The 18,360-nt window shown below is 64.9% G+C and carries 19 protein-coding genes; 8 read left to right on the top strand and 11 right to left on the bottom strand.

Features of this window, described 5'->3' with window-relative positions; genetic code table 11:
* Positions 1 to 14 precede the first annotated feature (14 nt).
* Positions 15 to 1,106, top strand: coding sequence for an ATP-dependent DNA helicase (locus AB4118_RS09365; protein WP_441489465.1), 1,092 nt, complete (start codon positions 15 to 17; stop codon positions 1,104 to 1,106).
* Between the two features lie 18 nt (positions 1,107 to 1,124).
* Here AB4118_RS09365 and AB4118_RS09360 read toward each other — a convergent pair whose 3' ends face one another.
* A complete protein-coding gene (locus tag AB4118_RS09360; RefSeq protein ID WP_441489464.1) occupies positions 1,125 to 1,901 on the bottom strand; it encodes an anti-sigma factor in 777 nt (258 codons plus the stop codon).
* Complete coding sequence (locus AB4118_RS09355) at positions 1,898 to 2,461, bottom strand: sigma-70 family RNA polymerase sigma factor (protein ID WP_441489463.1); 564 nt, start codon at positions 2,459 to 2,461, stop codon at positions 1,898 to 1,900. The genes AB4118_RS09360 and AB4118_RS09355 overlap by 4 nt, the downstream gene beginning before the upstream one ends.
* Positions 2,462 to 2,662: 201 nt before the next feature.
* Here AB4118_RS09355 and AB4118_RS09350 point away from each other — a divergent pair, with 201 nt between their 5' ends.
* From AB4118_RS09350 to AB4118_RS09340, 3 genes are all read left to right on the top strand, one after another.
* Positions 2,663 to 3,466, top strand: coding sequence for a DUF4394 domain-containing protein (locus tag AB4118_RS09350; RefSeq protein WP_441489462.1), 804 nt, complete (start codon positions 2,663 to 2,665; stop codon positions 3,464 to 3,466).
* Between the two features lie 156 nt (positions 3,467 to 3,622).
* Positions 3,623 to 5,053: a DUF1800 domain-containing protein gene (locus AB4118_RS09345; protein ID WP_441489461.1), complete on the top strand. Its 1,431-nt coding sequence runs from the start codon at positions 3,623 to 3,625 to the stop codon at positions 5,051 to 5,053.
* Between the two features lie 5 nt (positions 5,054 to 5,058).
* The gene (locus AB4118_RS09340; protein WP_441489460.1) at positions 5,059 to 6,321 is read left to right on the top strand and encodes a DUF1501 domain-containing protein; all 1,263 of its coding nucleotides are present in this window, start codon (positions 5,059 to 5,061) and stop codon (positions 6,319 to 6,321) included.
* Positions 6,322 to 6,327: 6 nt separating this feature from the next.
* Here AB4118_RS09340 and leuD read toward each other — a convergent pair whose 3' ends face one another.
* From leuD to AB4118_RS09300, 8 genes are all read right to left on the bottom strand, one after another.
* Positions 6,328 to 6,930, bottom strand: coding sequence for a 3-isopropylmalate dehydratase small subunit (leuD, locus tag AB4118_RS09335; RefSeq protein ID WP_043233564.1), 603 nt, complete (start codon positions 6,928 to 6,930; stop codon positions 6,328 to 6,330).
* A gap of 59 nt (positions 6,931 to 6,989) precedes the next feature.
* Entirely contained in the window at positions 6,990 to 7,622 is a 633-nt protein-coding gene (locus tag AB4118_RS09330; RefSeq protein ID WP_441489459.1) for a LysE family translocator, read from the bottom strand.
* 3 nt (positions 7,623 to 7,625) lie between these two features.
* Complete coding sequence (locus AB4118_RS09325) at positions 7,626 to 8,099, bottom strand: metallopeptidase family protein (protein ID WP_441489458.1); 474 nt, start codon at positions 8,097 to 8,099, stop codon at positions 7,626 to 7,628.
* The gene (locus AB4118_RS09320; protein WP_113512190.1) at positions 8,099 to 8,344 is read right to left on the bottom strand and encodes a hypothetical protein; all 246 of its coding nucleotides are present in this window, start codon (positions 8,342 to 8,344) and stop codon (positions 8,099 to 8,101) included. Before AB4118_RS09320 ends, AB4118_RS09325 begins: the two co-directional genes overlap by 1 nt.
* Before the next feature lie 22 nt (positions 8,345 to 8,366).
* On the bottom strand, positions 8,367 to 9,785 hold the full coding sequence (gene leuC, locus AB4118_RS09315) for a 3-isopropylmalate dehydratase large subunit (protein ID WP_441489457.1): 1,419 nt from the start codon (positions 9,783 to 9,785) through the stop codon (positions 8,367 to 8,369).
* Between the two features lie 93 nt (positions 9,786 to 9,878).
* A complete protein-coding gene (locus AB4118_RS09310) occupies positions 9,879 to 10,055 on the bottom strand; it encodes a hypothetical protein (protein ID WP_162531536.1) in 177 nt (58 codons plus the stop codon).
* A 115-nt stretch (positions 10,056 to 10,170) separates the two neighbouring features.
* A complete protein-coding gene (rplS, locus tag AB4118_RS09305) occupies positions 10,171 to 10,566 on the bottom strand; it encodes a 50S ribosomal protein L19 (RefSeq protein ID WP_043233560.1) in 396 nt (131 codons plus the stop codon).
* A gap of 127 nt (positions 10,567 to 10,693) precedes the next feature.
* Entirely contained in the window at positions 10,694 to 11,080 is a 387-nt protein-coding gene (locus AB4118_RS09300; RefSeq protein ID WP_441489456.1) for a hypothetical protein, read from the bottom strand.
* A gap of 454 nt (positions 11,081 to 11,534) precedes the next feature.
* Here AB4118_RS09300 and AB4118_RS09295 point away from each other — a divergent pair, with 454 nt between their 5' ends.
* Positions 11,535 to 12,323 (top strand): SDR family NAD(P)-dependent oxidoreductase, encoded by a 789-nt coding sequence (locus AB4118_RS09295; protein WP_441489455.1) that lies wholly within the window; start codon positions 11,535 to 11,537, stop codon positions 12,321 to 12,323.
* Between the two features lie 169 nt (positions 12,324 to 12,492).
* On the opposite strand, the gene AB4118_RS09290 is transcribed toward AB4118_RS09295, so the two are convergent.
* A complete protein-coding gene (locus tag AB4118_RS09290) occupies positions 12,493 to 13,014 on the bottom strand; it encodes a putative quinol monooxygenase (RefSeq protein ID WP_441489454.1) in 522 nt (173 codons plus the stop codon).
* 177 nt (positions 13,015 to 13,191) lie between these two features.
* Here AB4118_RS09290 and AB4118_RS09285 point away from each other — a divergent pair, with 177 nt between their 5' ends.
* From AB4118_RS09285 to AB4118_RS09275, 3 genes are all read left to right on the top strand, one after another.
* Positions 13,192 to 15,270, top strand: coding sequence for an elongation factor G (locus AB4118_RS09285; protein ID WP_441489453.1), 2,079 nt, complete (start codon positions 13,192 to 13,194; stop codon positions 15,268 to 15,270).
* A gap of 158 nt (positions 15,271 to 15,428) precedes the next feature.
* Complete coding sequence (locus AB4118_RS09280; protein WP_441489452.1) at positions 15,429 to 17,144, top strand: AMP-binding protein; 1,716 nt, start codon at positions 15,429 to 15,431, stop codon at positions 17,142 to 17,144.
* A 108-nt stretch (positions 17,145 to 17,252) separates the two neighbouring features.
* Complete coding sequence (locus AB4118_RS09275) at positions 17,253 to 18,359, top strand: sulfite oxidase (RefSeq protein ID WP_441489451.1); 1,107 nt, start codon at positions 17,253 to 17,255, stop codon at positions 18,357 to 18,359.
* Position 18,360: the final 1 nt, after the last annotated feature.

Genomic DNA, 18,360 nt, shown 5'->3' with positions numbered 1-18,360 from the left:
CGGATTCCTTCGCGATGAGCTGGTCGCCGCAACAGGATGCCGCGCTGAGCGCGGTCGCACGCTGGCTGCAGGCTGGTGAGCCTCAGGTTTTTCGGCTGTTCGGCTATGCCGGCACGGGCAAGACGACGCTCGCGCGCCATATTGCCGAGGGTGTCGATGGCACAGTCCTCTTCGCCGCCTTCACCGGCAAGGCGGCGCTGGTGCTGCGCAACAAGGGCTGCGATGGCGCCCAGACCATCCATTCATTGATCTACCGCTCGCGTGGCGTCGATGAGGAAAGCCCGACATTTGTGCTCAACCGCGAGAGCAACGCGGCCAAGGCCGGGCTGATCATCATCGACGAGTGCTCGATGGTCGACGAGGAGTTGGGCAAGGATCTGCTCTCCTTCGGTACGCCGGTCCTTGTGCTGGGGGACCCGGCGCAGTTGCCCCCGGTCAAGGGCGGCGGGTATTTCACCGAGACCGAGCCGGACGTGATGCTGACCGAGGTCCATCGCCAGGCTGCGGACAATCCCATCGTCAGGATGTCGATGATCGTCCGCGAGGGAGGGCGCCTCGATGTCGGCGACTACGGCGAGAGCCGGGTCATTCGCCGCGATGCGGTCAATTCCGAGCTGGTGTTGGGTGCCGATCAGGTCCTGGTCGGCATGAACAAGACGCGCCGGCTCTACAATGCGCGCATCCGGCAGCTCATGGGGCGCGATTCCACCGTGCCGGTCGCGGGTGAGAAGCTCGTCTGCCTGCGCAACGACAAGAGCAAGGGCCTGCTCAATGGCGGCTCCTGGATCGTGCAGGAACTCAAGACCTCGAAGAAGGGCCTGATCACGATGCGAGTCACGCCGGAGGATGATACCGGTGGAAAGCCGGTCAAGGTCTCCGTGATGCCCAATTTCTTCGACGGCACCGAGGAGGAGGTGCCGTGGGAGCTGCGCAAGCACACCGATGAATTCACCTTCGGCTACGCCCTGACAGTCCACAAGGCGCAGGGCTCGCAATGGGATGACATCGTCCTCTTCGACGAGGCCTTTGCCTTTCGCGAGCACCGGGCGCGCTGGCTCTATACCGGGCTGACGCGTGCGGCCGAGACGATCACGGTGGTGGTGTAGCGGCAGACCCCCTGGGATTCACAGGGCCTGCGCCGTGGTCCCCTTGGCAATGATGGGGCCGGTCGGCCTCCCTGTCGGCGAGCCTGTCGCGGGTTCCAGGGTGATCTCGAAGAGCTGATCCTTGCCAAGCGGCAGTTGGTCCAGCCTGAGATGGGTCGAGCGGGCACGCTCGATCAGCCCCACCGAGCGCGGGCCCACCGCGCGGTCCCACAGTGTCCAGATTTCGAGGGCCTTGCCTTCGGGAACATGGATCGCCTGCAGCGGCACCATCTCCACCCTGCCGTCGGCGAAGGTGTTGACGACCGCTGCAGCGACGCTGGCTTCGGTCATCAGCACGGCGACCATCACGGGCTGGCGCCTGGCCCGATCGAGGGCGTTCAGGAGACCTGCAGCGAGAACGATTATCGCCAGCGCTCCGGCGAGCGCTGCGCCGCGCCAGACGAAGAGGCTGTTCCACCAATCGGCCAGGCGGCTGGTTGCGGCCGCGGCGGGGCGCGACGCCTGAGCCGGTGCTGCACTGCTCATGCCTGCGGGAGCCGCCTGCTGCGCGACGGCCGCCAGCTCGGTCTCGATCCGGCTCCATAGCGCGGCTGGCGGCTCGATGGGCGCGGCGGTGGCATCGATGGCCGCGAAGTGAACGCGCCAGCGCTCGACCGCTGCAGCGAGATCAGGATCGGTCTCGAGCTGCTGGTCGAAGGCCGTGAGGTCGGCCCCCTCGATCAGGCCAAGCACATATTCGCCCGCCAGCGCGGTGCGCTCCTCCGGGCCGAGAGATCTGGTGGAGGAGGGGCTCATCCGAGGCACTCCTTGAGCGAGATCAGGGAGCGGCGAATCCAGGATTTGACGGTGCCGATCGGCATTTTGAGGCGACCGGCGATCTCGCCATGGGTCAACCCCTGGACGAAGGCAAGCAGCACGATGCCGCGCCGCTGCGGTGGCAGCGTCTCCAGGCAGGCGCGGAGTGCCTTGGCGTCGGACAGTTTCGACATCACCGTCTCAGGATCGTCCTCTTCGCTCGCGGTTTCCTCGGCGACAGGCATATCGGTGGTTTCCGTGCGCTTCTCATCCCGCAGGATCGAGAGCGAGCGGTTGCGCAGGATCGCGTAGATCCAGGTCAAGCCGGCACCGCGCTGCGGATCGAACCGCGTCGCATGTCGCCAGATCAGGACGAAGGTATCCTGCACTGCCTCCTCGGCCAGCGCGCGCCGCTTGAGCAGACGCTGGGCCACGCCGATCATACGCGCGGCCTCGGCGTCGTAGATGCGCTTGAGCGCAAGTTTATCTCCGGAGGCACAGTCGCGCAGCGCGGTTTCGATGTCCGTAGCCTTTGGCGGCACTACGGCGTTCATCGCCATCCCTGTCTCCTCCTCGGCGCAGCGCCTCAGCCTTGCGCGAATAGATGAATACGCGGCTCGGCCAGCTTCGGATGCGTCTCAGTTTTTTGTTTTTTCCGTCGCATCCGCTCCTGTGCCGCAAGCTTACCCAGATTGGGTGCCGCGCCAGGTCAGGCGGCGAACAGCCCTCGAAACAATGCGGCAGACGATTGGGAGGATAACATGCAGATTGCACGCGCCACACGCCTCGCGCTGATTGCTTCCACGATCCTGGGGGCTTCCTTCGCCGCGACCTTGGCAGCCCCCGCCGGAACCCTCGCCGCCCTGACGGGCGACGACACGCTGACAATGATCGATACGGCGACGCAGAAGGCCGGCAAGTCCATCAAGGTCACCGGCATGACCGGCAAGATCGCCGGCATCGATATTCGGCCCGCCGACGGAATGCTCTACGCGCTGTCGACCGACGGCACGATCTTCACGGTCGATATGACGAGCGGGAAAGCGACGATGAAGTCGAAGATGGATACCACGCTTGCCGCCGGCATGATGGCGACGGTCGATTTCAACCCGGCCGCCGACCGGTTGCGGGTCATCGGCGCCGACGGCACAAACCTTCGCGTCAATGTCGAGGACGGCAAGACCACGGTCGACGGCAAGTTGAAATTCGCCGAGACCGACATGCACAAGGGCGAGACGCCGATGGTCGTTGCCGGCGCCTATTCCAACTCGGTGAAGGGCACCAAGGAGACGGCGCTCTACGATATCGACGCCAAGATCGGCGGGTTGCTGAAACAGGCGCCGCCGAATGACGGCGTGCTGGGCGCTGTCGGCAAGCTCGGCGTCACAGGGAAGGCGATCGCCTTCGATATCGAGACCGATGCGTCAGGCGCCAATACCGGCTGGCTGCTGGCGGACGGCACCCTGCATAAAGTCGATCTGGCAACGGGCAAGGCTTCGATGGTGGGCAAGGTCACCGGGCTGAACGGGCCGGTGCGCGACGTCGCGGCGCTGCCGGCGATGTAGGCAAACGGGACCGAAACCGCCTCGGAGGGGCCGCCACGCCGCAGGGCGTGGCGGTCTTTCGATGTTCTATCTCGGCGCACCGCATCGGGGTATGCGATTTTTGCCATAGTTGGCCCGGATGCTCGGTTTTGCCTGCTCAAGGCGAGGGAGCCGTCGATGGCGCGCGATTCGCGGTTGAATATTCTCGGTTTGCAGCGCTTCGGCTTGGGGCTCCGACCTGGCGATCTCACGGCGATCGGCGGCGACGCCCGGGACCTCTTTCTCGATGAGGTCAAGCGCAGGAGCGTTCCCGTTCCGATTGGCCTCGAGCTCGTCGGGCAGGCGCAGATCGGATCGGCGTTCTATGCCTTCCAGGATAAGGAGAAGGCCGAGCGAGAGGCCCCGCGCCCGGCCATGCAGGCGGCGATGATCCCTGCCCCGGGCGGGATGAACGAAGGGCAGGGAGCGTCGGCGCCGCCAGCACCATCCGAGCCTCCTTTGCCGCAAAGGATCTATCGCGACGAGGTGGCAGCGCGGATGCGTGCCGGGCTGGAACCGCTCGCCGGTTTTGGCGAACGGCTGGCGCAGTTCTGGTCGAGCCATTTCTGCATCTCCGTCTCGCAAGGCAACTTCGTGCGGGTGTTGGCGGGAGCCTACGAGCGTGAGGCGATACGCCCCTATGTCTTTGGCCGGTTCGAAGACATGCTCCTGGCCGTCGAGAGCCATCCGGCCATGCTGATCTATCTCGATAATCAGCAATCGATCGGGCCGAACTCTCCGGCAGGCAAGCGCCGCGGCCGCGGGCTCAACGAGAACCTCGCCCGCGAGATCATGGAACTGCATACGCTGGGCGTCTCCGGCGGCTATTCGCAAGGCGATGTGACGAGTCTGGCTCGCATCATCACGGGCTGGACAGTTGCTGGCCGCGACGGCCGGCTCGGCTTCCCCGGCGCCTTTGCCTTCAATGCCGGCGTGCATGAGCCTGGCGTTCATCCGCTGCTCGGCAAGGATTACGAGGAGGCTGGGGCGGAGCAGGGCAGGCTCGCACTGCTCGACCTCGCGCATCATCCCGCGACAGCCCGGCATGTCGCGTTGAAGCTCGCGCGGCATTTCGTGGCGGATGATCCCCCGCCGGCGCTCGTTTCCCAGCTGGTGGAAACCTGGCGCCGTACGGAGGGCGATCTCGCCGCGGTATCGGCCGCGCTCATTCAGTCGAACGACGCATGGGGTGCGGAGGCCGCGAAGCTGCGCCAGCCGCAGGAGCTTTTGCTGGCGATGCTGCGGGCGCTTGGACGCAAGCCGGAGTTCGGTCCCATCGCAGGAGCGCTCGCGACGATGGGCCAACCACTCTGGCAGCCCTCGGGACCGAATGGCTTTCCCGGAAACAACGATGCGTGGGCGACACCGGAAGGCATCAAGACGCGGATCGACGTGGCGGCAGCGTGGGGGCGTCAGGCGGCTGGTACCGCCAGCGACCCACGGGCCCTGCTCGAGGCGGTGCTGGGCTCGCTCGCTTCAGCCGAGACCAAACAGGCGGTGGCCCGCGCCGAGAGCAAGCCGCAGGCGATCGCGCTCTTGCTGATGTCGCCCGAATTCCAGCGGAGGTGAGCCAGATGTCAGACGCGATCCGCGACGATGACGACGATTGCGAGGCGATGACACCATCACGCCGGTCCGTGCTGGGGGCGGCAAGCGCGCTCTTCGCCTGGTCATTCATGCCGAAATTCGCCCATGCGGCGGCCGGCAGTCGGGATGCGCGCTTCATCACCGTGGTGCTGCGCGGCGCACTCGACGGCCTCGCCGCCGTTCCGCCGATCGGCGACCCGAACTATGCCGATCTGCGTCAGGATATCGCGCTGCAGCGCGATGGAGCGGATGCGGCGTTGCCGCTCGATGGCTTCTTCCACCTCCACCCCGCCATGCCCAACCTCGCCCGGCTCTACGGCCAGGGGCATGCCGCGATCGTGCATGCGGCAGCGACGGGCTATCGCGAGCGCTCGCATTTCGATGGGCAGGATGTGCTGGAAAGCGGTCAGCAAGGCCCGGGACGCGTCGATAGCGGCTGGCTCAACCGCATGATCGCGGCGCTGCCGGCCGGTGAGACGATCGCGCGTCACGGGGTACTCGGGGTCGGTGTGGTGCCACCATTGATCGTCAGGGGCGAGGCCCCGGTGCTGGGCTGGGCGCCGCCGGTGATGCCGCGCGCCGGAGATGATCTGATCCAGCGACTGGGCGACCTTTACGGGCAGCGCGACCCCATGCTGGCAAACGTGCTTGCTCGGGCGATCGAGACCGAGACGATCGTGCTCGGCCAGGGCATGGGCGGCGACAGGATGCGATCACGCGGCGGCCCGGGCAATCCCCAGGGCATGATCCAGATCGCTGAGGGAGCGGCGCGGCTCGTTGGTGCCGATGACGGTCCTCGTATTGCGGCGCTGGCCTTCGAGGGCTGGGATACCCACGCCAATGAGGGCGGCGCCAAGGGGCGGCTCGCCGGGCTGCTCGGCGGGCTCGATGGTGCGTTCAATGCGTTCGAGACCGGGCTGAAGCGGGTCTGGAAGGACACGGTCGTGATGGTCGTCACGGAGTTCGGTCGAACCGCCAGGGTCAACGGCACGGTCGGAACCGATCACGGTACCGGTACTGTCGCGTTCCTGGTCGGCGGCGCGGTCAGGGGCGGTCGTGTGATCGCGGACTGGCCGGGGCTGAAACCGGAGCAGCTCTGGGAGCAGCGCGACCTGAAGCCGACCACGGATATCCGGGCGGTCGCAAAGGGGGTCGTGACCGATCTGTTCGGCCTGTCGGGACCGGTTCTGGCCGAGAAGGTATTTCCCGGCACCGGCGATATTGCGCCGATGCCGGGCTTGGTCGACTGATCCCGATCAGGCCCAGGCGCGCTTGGCGAGCTTGGCCTCGAAGGCGTCGATCTTCGGCGCCTTCTCCATGGTCAGGCCGATATCGTCGAGCCCGTTCAGCAGGCAGTGCTTGCGGAAGGGGTCGATGTCGAACGTCACCGTGCCGCCATCCGGACCCTTGATTTCCTGCTTTGCGAGATCGACCGTCAGCGTCGCGTTGGAGCCGCGATCGGCGTCGTCGAAGAGCTTCTCAAGGTCTTCGGGCGAGACCACGATCGGCAGGATGCCGTTCTTGAAGCAGTTATTGTAGAAGATGTCGGCAAACGAGGTCGAGATCACGCAGCGGATGCCGAAGTCGAGCAGGGCCCAGGGAGCATGCTCGCGCGACGAGCCGCAGCCGAAATTGTCCCCGGCAACCAGGATCTCCGACTTGCGGTAGGCCGGCTGGTTCAGCACGAAATCGGGGTTCTCAGCGCCATCCTCGTTGTAGCGCATCTCCGCGAACAGCGCGGTGCCCAGCCCGGTGCGCTTGATCGTCTTCAGGTACTGCTTGGGGATGATCATGTCGGTGTCGACATTGATCACCTTCAGCGGCGCCGGGGTGGAGGTCAGGGTGGTGAAGGGCTGCATGGCGAGGGCTCCAACAGGTCTTTCTGGCTAGGATATCGTGACGTGGCCGACAACGCGCTTCACAGCTGCGCGGTCAGGAGTTTGAAGCTGGCGAAGGTGAAGAAGGCGGCAAGGCAGGCCTCGGCACGACGGCGGATCTTGCGATAGCCCGCGATCATGGAGGGGGTCGAAAACAGCAGGGCATATCCCTGATTGATCAGAAGCGAGATCAGCAGGCAGCCGATGATGATGGCATGCACCACAACCACGGGTGTTTCCGGGCGCAGGCCGAGCGCGATGATCGCGGTCCAGCTCAAGATCGCCTTCGGGTTGGTCAGGTGCATGAGATAGCCGCGCAAATAGATGCGATGCCCCGAAACCGTGGCTTTCGGCGGGGGCATGTCCACTCGCATCGCTGAACGCGCCGAGCGCCAGGCGAGATAGAGCAGATAGACGCCGCCGACGATCTTGATGGCATAGAGCGCACCGGGATGGGCCACGATCACGGCCGAGACGCCGATGGCGGCCAGGATGCCCCAGGTCAGGGAGCCGGTCGTGACGCCGAGTGCGAGCGTCATTCCGGCGCGCCGACCACGCTCCATCGACGTCGCCATCACGGCAAGATTGCTCGGGCCCGGGCTGGCAACTGCAAGGAAGAACGCGGAATAGACCAGGGCCAGGCTCGGCAGATGCCGGATCAGATCGTCCATCATCGTCTATCGCTCCGCCCCGGCCTCGATCGCTTCCATGTCTTCGTCCGAAAAGCCGAAATGATGGCCGATCTCATGGACCAGGACATGGGTGACGATGGCGCCCAGGCCCTCGTCATGTTCGGACCAGTAGTCGAGGATCGGACGGCGATAGAGATGGATCATGTTGGGCATCTGGCCCGTTTGCGGGCCCGAGCCCTGCTGTGGCAGGCCGACACCGGTGAAGAGGCCGAGGATGTCGAAGGGGCTCTCGATCTCGAGTTCCTTCAGCACATCGTCCTCGGGGAACTCGGTGACGTTGATGATCAGGTCCGCGCAGAGCGCGCGGAACTCGTCCGGCAGGCGGTCATAGGCGGTCTGCGCGAGGCTTTCGAAATCAGCGGCGCTGGGCGCCTTGACCTCGTCCCAGGCAACAGCGGACGACACCTCGGCGGATGCCGAGGCGCTGGCGGATGCTTTGATCGAAGGCACGGTTCCCATCACCAGATCTTGAGCTGATGCCCCAGCCACCAGGCGAGCAGCACGACACCGACGAGCGACAGCGCGCGACCGATGCGTCTGCCCCAGAGTTCGACAGTGTCGCCTTCAGGTGCGTCGCGGCCGGAGAAGTGATCGGCGGCGCGGCCCATGGAGGAGCTCAGCAGCCCCTCCTCGTCGCGCTTGACGCGCTCCAGCACTGCCTTGGCTTCGGCTGCCCGGGCGGCTTCGCGGGGATCGCCGGTCATGACCTGTGTCCCCGCTCGCGCATCAGCCCATCTGCCTCACATCGACGAAATGACCGACGAGCGCAGCGGCTGCGGCCATTTGCGGCGAGACCAGATGAGTGCGGCCCTTGAAGCCCTGACGACCCTCGAAATTGCGGTTCGAGGTCGAGGCGGCGCGCTGGCCGGGCTTGAGCTGGTCGGGGTTCATGCCCAGGCACATCGAGCAGCCGGGCTCGCGCCATTCGAAGCCGGCGGCGAGGAAGATCTTGTCGAGACCTTCTTCCTCGGCCTGCTGCTTCACCAGGCCGGAGCCGGGGACGATCATGGCATAGTCGAGCGAGCCGGCGATCGTCTTACCCTCGACGATCTTGGCGACGGCGCGCAGATCCTCGATGCGGCCATTGGTGCAGGAACCGATCCAGATCACGTCGAGCGGGATCTCGGTCATCCTGGTGCCGGGCTTCAGGCCCATATAGTCGAGCGCGCGCCATTTCGACGAACGCTTGGTCTCATCGGCGATGTCATCCGGGTTCGGCACGCTTCCCGCGACCGAGATCACGTCCTCGGGGCTGGTGCCCCAGGAGACGATCGGCGGCAGGTTGGCGGCATCGAGCTTGACGATACGGTCGAAATGCGCGCCCTCGTCGGTGCGCAGCGTCTCCCAGTAGCGCAGGGCCTCATCCCAGGCTGCACCCTTCGGGGCCTTAGGCCGGCCGTTGAGATAGGCGAAGGCCTTCTCGTCCGGCGCGATCATGCCGGCACGTGCTCCGCCTTCGATCGACATGTTGCAGACCGTCATGCGGCCTTCCATCGAGAGGGAGCGAATGGCCTCGCCGGCATATTCGATGACCGAGCCGGTGCCGCCTGCCGTCCCGATCTCGCCGATGATGGCGAGGGTGACGTCCTTGGCGGTGACGCCCTTGGCCAGAGCGCCGTCCACCTGGACGAGCATGTTCTTGGCCTTCTTCTGGATCAGCGTCTGAGTGGCGAGCACATGCTCGACCTCCGATGTGCCGATGCCATGCGCAAGCGCGCCGAAGGCGCCATGGGTCGAGGTGTGGCTGTCGCCGCAGACGATCGTGGTGCCGGGCAGGGTGAAGCCCTGTTCGGGGCCGACGATGTGGACGATGCCCTGGCGGATATCGAGCTCGTTGAAATACTCGACGCCAAAGTCCTTGGCGTTCCTGGCCAGAGCCTCGACCTGGATGCGGCTCTCCTCCTCGGCGATGCCGGCCTTGCGGTCGGTCGTCGGGATATTGTGGTCGACGACGGCCAGCGTCTTCTCAGGCGCGCGCACCTTGCGGCCGGTCATGCGCAAGCCTTCGAAAGCCTGCGGGCTCGTGACCTCATGCACCAGATGCCTGTCGATATAGAGCAGGCAGGTGCCATCTTCCTGGCGGTCGACGATGTGGTCGTCGAAAATCTTGTCATAAAGCGTGCGGGGGGCGGTGGACGACGTCATGTCGATAAGCCTCAGTCGTGGAAATCTGTGATGCCGGCGCTCAAGGCCGGCTGGCGCAACGCAAACAGCCTGTCGCCGGCCAACGGGCCGGTCTCAGGCGCGCCTAAGGCCCGCTGCCGCCGAGGTCGTGAAACGACCGAAGAAGCGCCAGGGCAGGCGCGCATGGTCATGCAGCGCCGCAAAATCCTGCGTCGTCGGGATGCGGCGCAGGTTCGCCTCGCGGCGCACGATGCGGCAGCAGTCATCCTCACTGGGCAGGACAGTGTTCATGACGATGTTCTAGCAGTTCCAAACTGTGCCGGCAACGAAGCCGACGCCGGGCCGCCCAACGCAAAACGCGGCCCCGAGGGACCGCGTTCCGGTATTCACAACAGCGCAGTGGCGCTTACTTGGCAGCCGACTTGTCGCCCTTGGCAGGACGGGCTTCGACGCGCTCGGCGATACGGGCCGACTTGCCGCGACGATCGCGCAGATAATACAGCTTGGCGCGACGGACCTTGCCCTTGCGCACAACCTTGATCGAATCGATGTTCGGCGAATAGAGCGGGAAAACGCGCTCGACACCTTCGCCATAGGAAATCTTGCGGACGGTGAAGGCTTCGTTCAGGCCGCCGCCGTTGCGGGCGATCACGACGCCTTCATAGGCCTGAACGCGGCTGCGCTCGCCTTCCTTGACCTTGACGTTGACCTGCACGGTGTCGCCGGGCTGGAAATGCGGGATTTCCTTGCCTGCGCTCAGCTTGGCGATCTGTTCCTGGTCGATCTGCTCTATGATGTTCATGGGTCTCTCCATGGCCGTTGTCGCGTGTGTTCACGCGGGCGTTACGGCTCGCTGTTTTCAGTTGAGTGGCTGGCCATACAGGAGAGGTAGGGCCTTGTCGAGGGGAATGAGGCGCTGGTGTCGCGCGCTATTTCGCTGCCATGCCAGCTTGCCCCTGCCTGAAGACCAGCCAGCCGAACAAAGCCATGTCGACCAGCACCGTCAAGGCGCCCACGCCGGCAATCGGATCACCGGTCGCGTTTCCGGAATGAACCAGGGCCACTCCGACGGTCAGGACGAGCGTTCCGACGATCCAGATCCAGACCTGGATCACCGCACTTCTGGCGAGGTCCAAGGATGGATGCAGCCGATAGAAGATGCCGAACAGAAACAAGGAGACCCATCCCAAGAGATTGAGATGGGCATGCGCCGGCAACGCCGAATGATCTCGCGAGATTGCCATGACGATGCCCCATATCATGCCAGCGAGGGCGATGAGGACGGCGGCGCGGAAGCTCAGAGTCGATGCTTTCAAGGCAATCTCCCTCACAGGTCAGGGATCAGAATCCGGTCGGCCGGGCCGTCTTTGGTTCTATTGGGACAGGGATTTTCTGGTCAGGATAGAAAGAGGGCAGGTGGATCGCGTCATTTCAATGCAAACTCAATGAAATGGCGAGCAGCCTGGAGTGAGGATGTCCCGATCGAGGCAACAACACAAGTTCTGCTTACTTCGTATTGTGACCTCTGACCAAGCCGGTGCTATGCGACAGATCTCGGGGAGAACACAGACCGGGATCTGTCTGCGAGTCTGGCATCGCTCCATGGGCGCGCCAGGTGGTGTCGGGCGTAGCGGCTGATCGCAGGTCACTCCGTTCGCGATTTCCAATCGCATTCGGAATACCGTGCCCGCATTCACGCGCTTTGCTGGGGCGCTGCCAGGGCGCATAGCGTAGACGGACCCGTGTTCGTCTCTGTTTCGGATTGCTTCAATGCCTCAGGACATCGCCAAAGTCGCTCTCGTCACCGGCGCCGCGCGCGGCATCGGGTTGGCGACCACGAAACGCTTTCTGGCCGAGGGCTGGCAGGTCGCCTTGCTGGATATCGATGGGGCGACGCTGACATTGGCGATGGCGGAACTCAATGCACCGGACACGACGCTGGCGCTGACCTGCGACGTTGCCGAGGCTGCCGCGGTCGAAGCGGCCTTCAAGGAGCTGATGCAGCGCTTTGGCCGGCTCGATGCTCTCGTGAACAATGCAGGCACCGCCGTGTTCAAGCCGATCCTCGAGACGACGCTCGCGGAATGGCAGCGTGTGCTCGCGGTCAACCTCACCGGACCCTTTCTTTGTACACAGGTTGCGGCGCCGCTGATGGCCGATACGGGCGGCGGCGCGATCGTCAACATCACCTCGATCTCCGGCCTGCGCGCCTCGACCTTGCGTGTCGCCTACGGCACCAGCAAGGCGGCTCTCGCCCATCTCACCAAGCAGCAGGCGGCCGAACTCGCCAGCCTCGGAATCAGGGTCAATGCAGTCGCGCCGGGCCCGGTCGACACCGCAATGGCCAAGGCGGTGCATAGCCCGGAAATCCGGGCCGACTACCATGACGTCATCCCGCTCAACCGCTACGGGCGGGAAGACGAACTTGCCGAGGCGATCTTCTTCCTGTGCTGCGAGAAGGCCAGCTACATCACCGGACAGACGCTTGCGGTGGATGGCGGCTTTGATGCGGTCGGGATCGGTCTGACGACCTTGCGTGGCGAAAGGCGCAATCGCTGATGTCGTGACGGGGGGCGCCGAGGGCATGCTTGGGGACGCTCAGGAACACGGGGCCAGCGTGTGAGGGGGCGGGAAATATTCCCTCGTAGGCGGAGGGTTTCCCGCGCTTTCAATGAACGGACCGAGTCTTGGCGCTCCGGGCTCGATCCGTCGGTTCGCGCCTCAGCATCTAAACTCGCGCTGCAAATGGCTCCATCAGGATGTAGGTGCCATCTGCCCGTTGATGCTTGTCGATCAGGGGGACGAGCCGCACGAAATGCTCGGTGCGGCAATGTGCATCGAGGGCAGCGCGATCCGGCCACTCCTCGATGAAGATGAAGTGCCCAGGGTCCTTCTGATCGATGAAGAGATCATAGGAAATGCAACGCTCTTCAAGCCGGGTCTTTTCGACGAGCTCTTCATAGAGAGGCATGACGAGCCCGATGGCCTCGGTCTTGATGAAATCCTGGGCGATTACCTTCAGCACGAGCATTCCTCTTCGATTGTAGGCCCCGCGGAGCGGCTGCTGTTTGCAGACACCACCAGCGGACTTCCTCTCCTGCACCGCTCGCCCGTCTGAAAGGTGAGCCATTCGCAGGATGCCGTGGATATCGAGCGGCATCCGACACCGTTCAAGACTGTCCGGCAGCGCTGGCCTGGGTGCGAACCGAGAGATCGCGGCTGGAACATTCTGCTTGCGCTGCGCGGCCAACAGCGCGAACCTTTGCCTCGACATCCCTCTTCGACGGCCGCCCGACCCTGTCGGGCCTGAGCGACCGCCGCCTTTCCGGCGTGGGCGCTGTGACATCGTTCTCGTCGGTTCTTCGCCGCGTTGCGCCGGGCGTCTGCTCTGACGCTGTTGCGCGGCCAAAACCCGAAGGAGGACGCTATGGCTGCGACATCAGGCAATGGAGGTTCGGCCGCCGGCAAGAGAGCTTTGGGGCCGCGATGCATCGCCATCGTTGGTCCCTTTCAAAGCGGCAAGACGACCTTGCTCGAGAGCATTCTGGAGCGCTGCGGCGCGGTTTCACGGGCCGGCTCCGTCAAGGCGAAGAACAGTGCCGGCGATGCCTCCGCGGAGGCACGGGCTCACCAGATGAGCACCGAGCCGAATGTCGCGACCGTCGATTTCCTCGGGGAGAGCTACAGCTTCATCGATTGCCCCGGCTCGGTCGAGTTCCTGCACGAGATGCGTCACGTCCTGCCTGTCGTCGATGCCGCGGTGGTGGTATGCGAGGCTGACGACCGCAAGGCACCGGCGCTCGAACTCGTCCTGCGCGAGCTCGAGGAGGCGGATATTCCGCGTTTCCTGTTCCTCAACAAGATCGACACGGCGACGCGCCGGGTGCGCGAGACACTTGGCATCCTGCAGCGCGCCTCGCGTACGCCGCTGCTGCTGCGTCAGATCCCGATCTGGCAGAAGGGCATCGCCGTTGGTTTCATCGACCTCGCTCTCGAGCGGGCCTTCATCTACCGCGAGCATGCGCCGAGCGAGATCGTGCCCCTCGGGTCGGAGGAGGTCGGCCGCGAGAAGGAAGCGCGCTTCTCGATGCTGGAGAAGCTTGCGGACTATGATGATGAGCTGATGGAGGATCTGCTGGGCGACATGGAGCCGCCGCAGGATCGGATCTTCGACGATCTCGCGCGGGAGCTGCAGCACCGCCACGTCGTGCCGGTGCTGATTGGCGCGGCCGAGCGGGGCAATGGCGTCACGCGGCTGCTCAAGGCCCTGCGGCATGAAGCGCCTTCGCTTCCGGAAACCCGCGGGCGCATCGGCGTCGTCGAGGACGGCGCGCCGTTGGCGCAGGTGATGAAGACTTGGCATTCGAGCCAGGGCGGCAAGATCTCACTGGCCCGCGTATTGCGCGGGCGGCTCGCCGAGGGCGACGTCGTGACCTCGTCCAGCGGCGTCGAGACGCGCATCGGCGGTGTCATCGAGTTGAAGGGAGCCGAGCAGACGCGCAAGCCTGCCGCAGAAGAGGGACAGGTTGCCGCCTTTTCCCGGCTGGAAGGGGTGCGCACGGGGGATGCGCTGGCTGCTGGCAAGGTCCGTCCAGGCGTCGTGACGTCGGTTGCTCCGCCCGAGCCGGTCCATGCGCTCGGGATCAGCGTCAAGGATCGCAAGGATGACGTCCGGCTCACCGCTGCGCTCGGGCGCATCGCGGAGGAAGATCCCGCGCTGACCGTGTCGCACCTGCCGGAGTTCGGCGAGGTGCGGCTCTCGGGGCAGGGCGAGATGCATTTGCGCGTGACAATGGAGCGGTTGTCCGGGCGCTACGGCGTTTCGGCTCAGAATCATCCACCTGAGATCGGTTATCGCGAGACTATTCGCGGCAAGGCCAGCGCGCGTGGGCGGCATCGCAAGCAGAGCGGCGGGCATGGCCAGTATGGCGATGTGGTGCTCGAGGTGGCGCCGATCGAGCGCGGCGAGGGCATTCGGTTCGTCGACCGCATCACGGGCGGCGTCGTGCCGAGACAGTACATCTCTTCCGTCGAGGCCGGTGTGCGGGATTTCTGCCAGAACGGGCCGCTTGGCTTCCCGCTCGTCGATATCGAGGTGACGTTGACCGACGGCTCCTACCATACCGTCGATTCCTCCGACATGGCGTTCAGGCAGGCAGCGCGGCTGGCCATGGCGGACGCAATCCCGCAGGCCAGATCCGTGCTGCTCGAGCCGATCCTCGCCGTCGAGGTCGTCATTCCATCGGACGCGATGTCGCGGGCCTCGGCCATCGTTTCTGCAAGGCGCGGCCAGATCCTGGGCTACGACGCCCGGCCGGGATGGCGTGGCTGGGATCAGATCAACGCCCTGATCCCGGAAGCGGAAATGGGCGGTCTGATCGTGGAGCTGCGCTCGGCGACCTCGGGCGTCGGTTCCTTCAGCGTCAGGTTCGACCATCTTGCAGAACTCGCCGGCAAATCGGCCGATGCCGTCGTGGCGGCGCAGGCCCTGGCGCATGGGCGCTGAAACCCAGGTGTGACCTAAAAGGTTCATATATAAACCTTGTGGCAACGGCAGAGCGGCGGGCGCTTGCGCCCGCCGCTTTCGTTCCGCACTGTATGGTTACAACAAGGCAGAAACGCTCGCGTGAGTGGGAAAATGCCTGCGAGACGGGAGGAGCGACGATGAAGGTGACGAGCGCCGCACAGGCAGCAGCGGATCCGCGGCCCTGGCTGGCGCATTATCCGCCGGCGGTTCCGCCGGTGATCGATCAGGCCAAGGTCGGAACGCTCGCCGATCTGATCAGCCATGCCGTCACGACCTATGCCGCGCGCCCGGCCTTCGAGAGCTTCGGCAAGGCGATCAGTTTTGCGGAGGTCGGGAAAGCCGCCCGCGCCTTCACTGCCTGGCTGCAGGCCCGCGGCTTCAAGAAGGGCGACCGCATCGCGTTGATGATGCCCAACATCCTGGCCAATCCGGCCGCGATCTTCGGAACGCTGCTCGGCGGCTACACGGTGGTGAACGTCAATCCGCTCTATACGGCCCGTGAGCTGACCCATCAGCTCAACGACTCGGGCGCCCGCGTGCTCGTGGTGATCGAGAATTTTGCCCATGTCGTCGAGGAGGCCCGACCGAATCTCAAGCTCGACCAGATTGTCCTGGCGACGGCCGGCGACCTGATGGGCTTCAAGGGGGCCATCGTCAATTTCGTGGCCCGTAGGATCAAGAAGGTCGTCAAGCCGTTCAACCTGCCGGGCGCGGTCCCGCTGAAGACTATTCTCGCCGGCCCATCGACGATGACACCGGTCGTCGTCGTGCCCGAGGATGTCGCCTTCCTGCAGTATACCGGCGGTACGACCGGCGTCGCCAAGGGCGCGACTCTGACCCATCACAACGTCGCGTCCAATGTCGAGCAATGCGCGCTCTGGCTGGGCTGGGGGCTCGAGCCACCGCTCGGCCGCAGCGACTACCAGCATGTCATGGTCACGGCGCTGCCGCTCTATCATATCTTCGCGCTGACCTGCTGCTGCATGTTCATGCTGCGGATCGGCGCAAAGGGGCTCCTGATCGCCAATCCACGCGATATCGCGGGCTTCATCAAGATCCTGAAAACGAGCCGCTTCACGCTCTTCTCCGGTGTCAACACGCTCTACAATGCGTTGGCCAACCATCCAGAGATCGAGAATGTCGATTTCTCGGAATTGCGTTTTGCGGTGGCGGGCGGCATGGCGACGCAAGCGGTGGTCGCCAAGCGCTGGCGGGAGGTCACCGGGCGGCCGATCGTCGAGGGCTACGGTTTGTCCGAGACCTCGCCAGTCGCCTCGGCCAACCGGCCCGACATTGCCGAGTTCACCGGCACGATCGGGTATCCGCTGCCCTCGACCGATTTCGCGATCCGGGATGTCGACGGCAATGACATGCCGATGGGCGAGCCGGGCGAGGTCTGCATCCGCGGCCCGCAGGTCATGCGCGGCTATTGGCAGCGACCGGACGAGACCGCGAAGGTGATGACCCCGGACGGCTATTTCCGCTCGGGCGATATTGGTGTTCTGTTGCCCGACGGGCAGATCAAGATCGTCGACCGGATGAAGGACATGGTGCTGGTCTCCGGCTTTAACGTCTATCCTAATGAGGTCGAGGACGTCCTCGCCACCCATCCGGGCGTGCTCGAATCTGCCGTCATCGGCCTGCCCGACGAGCATTCCGGTGAGGCGGTGACGGCTTTCGTGGTCAAGAGGGACGCCAGCCTGACAGCCGACGAGTTGCGCAGCTTCTGCAAGGACAATCTCACCGGCTACAAGGTGCCGAAGCAGATCATCTTCCGTGACAGCCTGCCGAAGACCAATGTCGGCAAGGTGCTGCGCCGCGCCCTGCGCGAGGAGGTCACGGCCAAGGGCTGAACGGCACGACTTGATCGAGCGGGTGGGTTTGACTAGCGTTTGCACGGAATCCGGTGGCCGTGATCGTGCAGCGCCGACCTTCCCGCCCGCTCGGAACAAGGCAGCTATTTGCCCCGTCGACTCATCGAACTGCCGCTGCTGCGCCGCCTCAAGCCCGGGCTCTATGTCCATGACGAGGAGGCGCTGAATGCCGAGCCGGCGATCGGGCTGCTCGATACTCCGATCACACCGGTCGATGCTTTCTTCATTCGCAACAATGGCGCCTTGCCTGAGATTGCTGCCCCTGAAGCATGGACGCTGACGCTCGACGGGGAGGTCGAGCGGCCGGCGACCTGGACGCTTCAGGAACTGCAGCGCGAGTTCGAGACCGTCACCGTCACCGCCGTGCTCGAATGCGCCGGCAACGGGCGCGTGCAGTTCTCGCCCAGGACCGACGGGTTGCAATGGCGGCTCGGCGCGGTGGGCTGCGCGCGCTGGACCGGGGTTCGGCTCAAGGACCTGCTGGCTCATGCGGGTTTGCTGCCCAGCGCTGTCTATACGGCGCATTACAGCCCCGACCGTGCGATCAAGGACGAAACCAAGGACGCGCTCTCGCGTGGCCTGCCGATCGCCAAGGCGATGAGCGATGAGACGCTTGTCGCCTTCGCGATGAATGACGAGCCGTTGCCGCGTCTGCATGGCGGACCGCTGCGCATTGTCGCGCCCGGCTTTCCGGGCTCTGCCTGGCAGAAATGGCTGGACCGGATCACCATCCGCCCTCGCGAGCATGACGGCGAGAAAATGCGGGGCACCGATTATCGCATGCCGGTCGTGCCGATGCGCCCGGGTGAAGCGATAGACGAAAGCCTGTTCGCCGTGCTCACCGACATGCCTGTGAAGTCGCTGGTCACGGCGCCCCTTGAGGGCTTCACGGCTGTGGCCGGAACGCCATTCGCGGTTCGCGGCTTTGCCTGGAGCGGAGCGGTCCCGATAGCGGCGATGGACCTATCGTCCGATGGCGGCAAAACCTGGTGCGACGTCGCACTCGAGCCGGCGGAAGGCGCATTCGCCTGGCGCCGTTTCCAGACGATGCTGACCATTGCCGTGGCGGGGCCGGTGACGATCATGGCTCGCGCGCGGGATGTCGAAGGCCGGGTTCAGCCACTCGAGACGCCCTGGAATCCGCGCGGGTACTGCAACAATCAGGTCCACCGCGTAGCCGGAATGGTGCACTGAT

Origin of the sequence: Allobosea sp. 2RAB26, assembly GCF_052115465.1 — a bacterium.
GTDB lineage: Bacteria > Pseudomonadota > Alphaproteobacteria > Rhizobiales > Beijerinckiaceae > Allobosea.
This window is presented reverse-complemented; position numbering and strand designations above follow the sequence as displayed.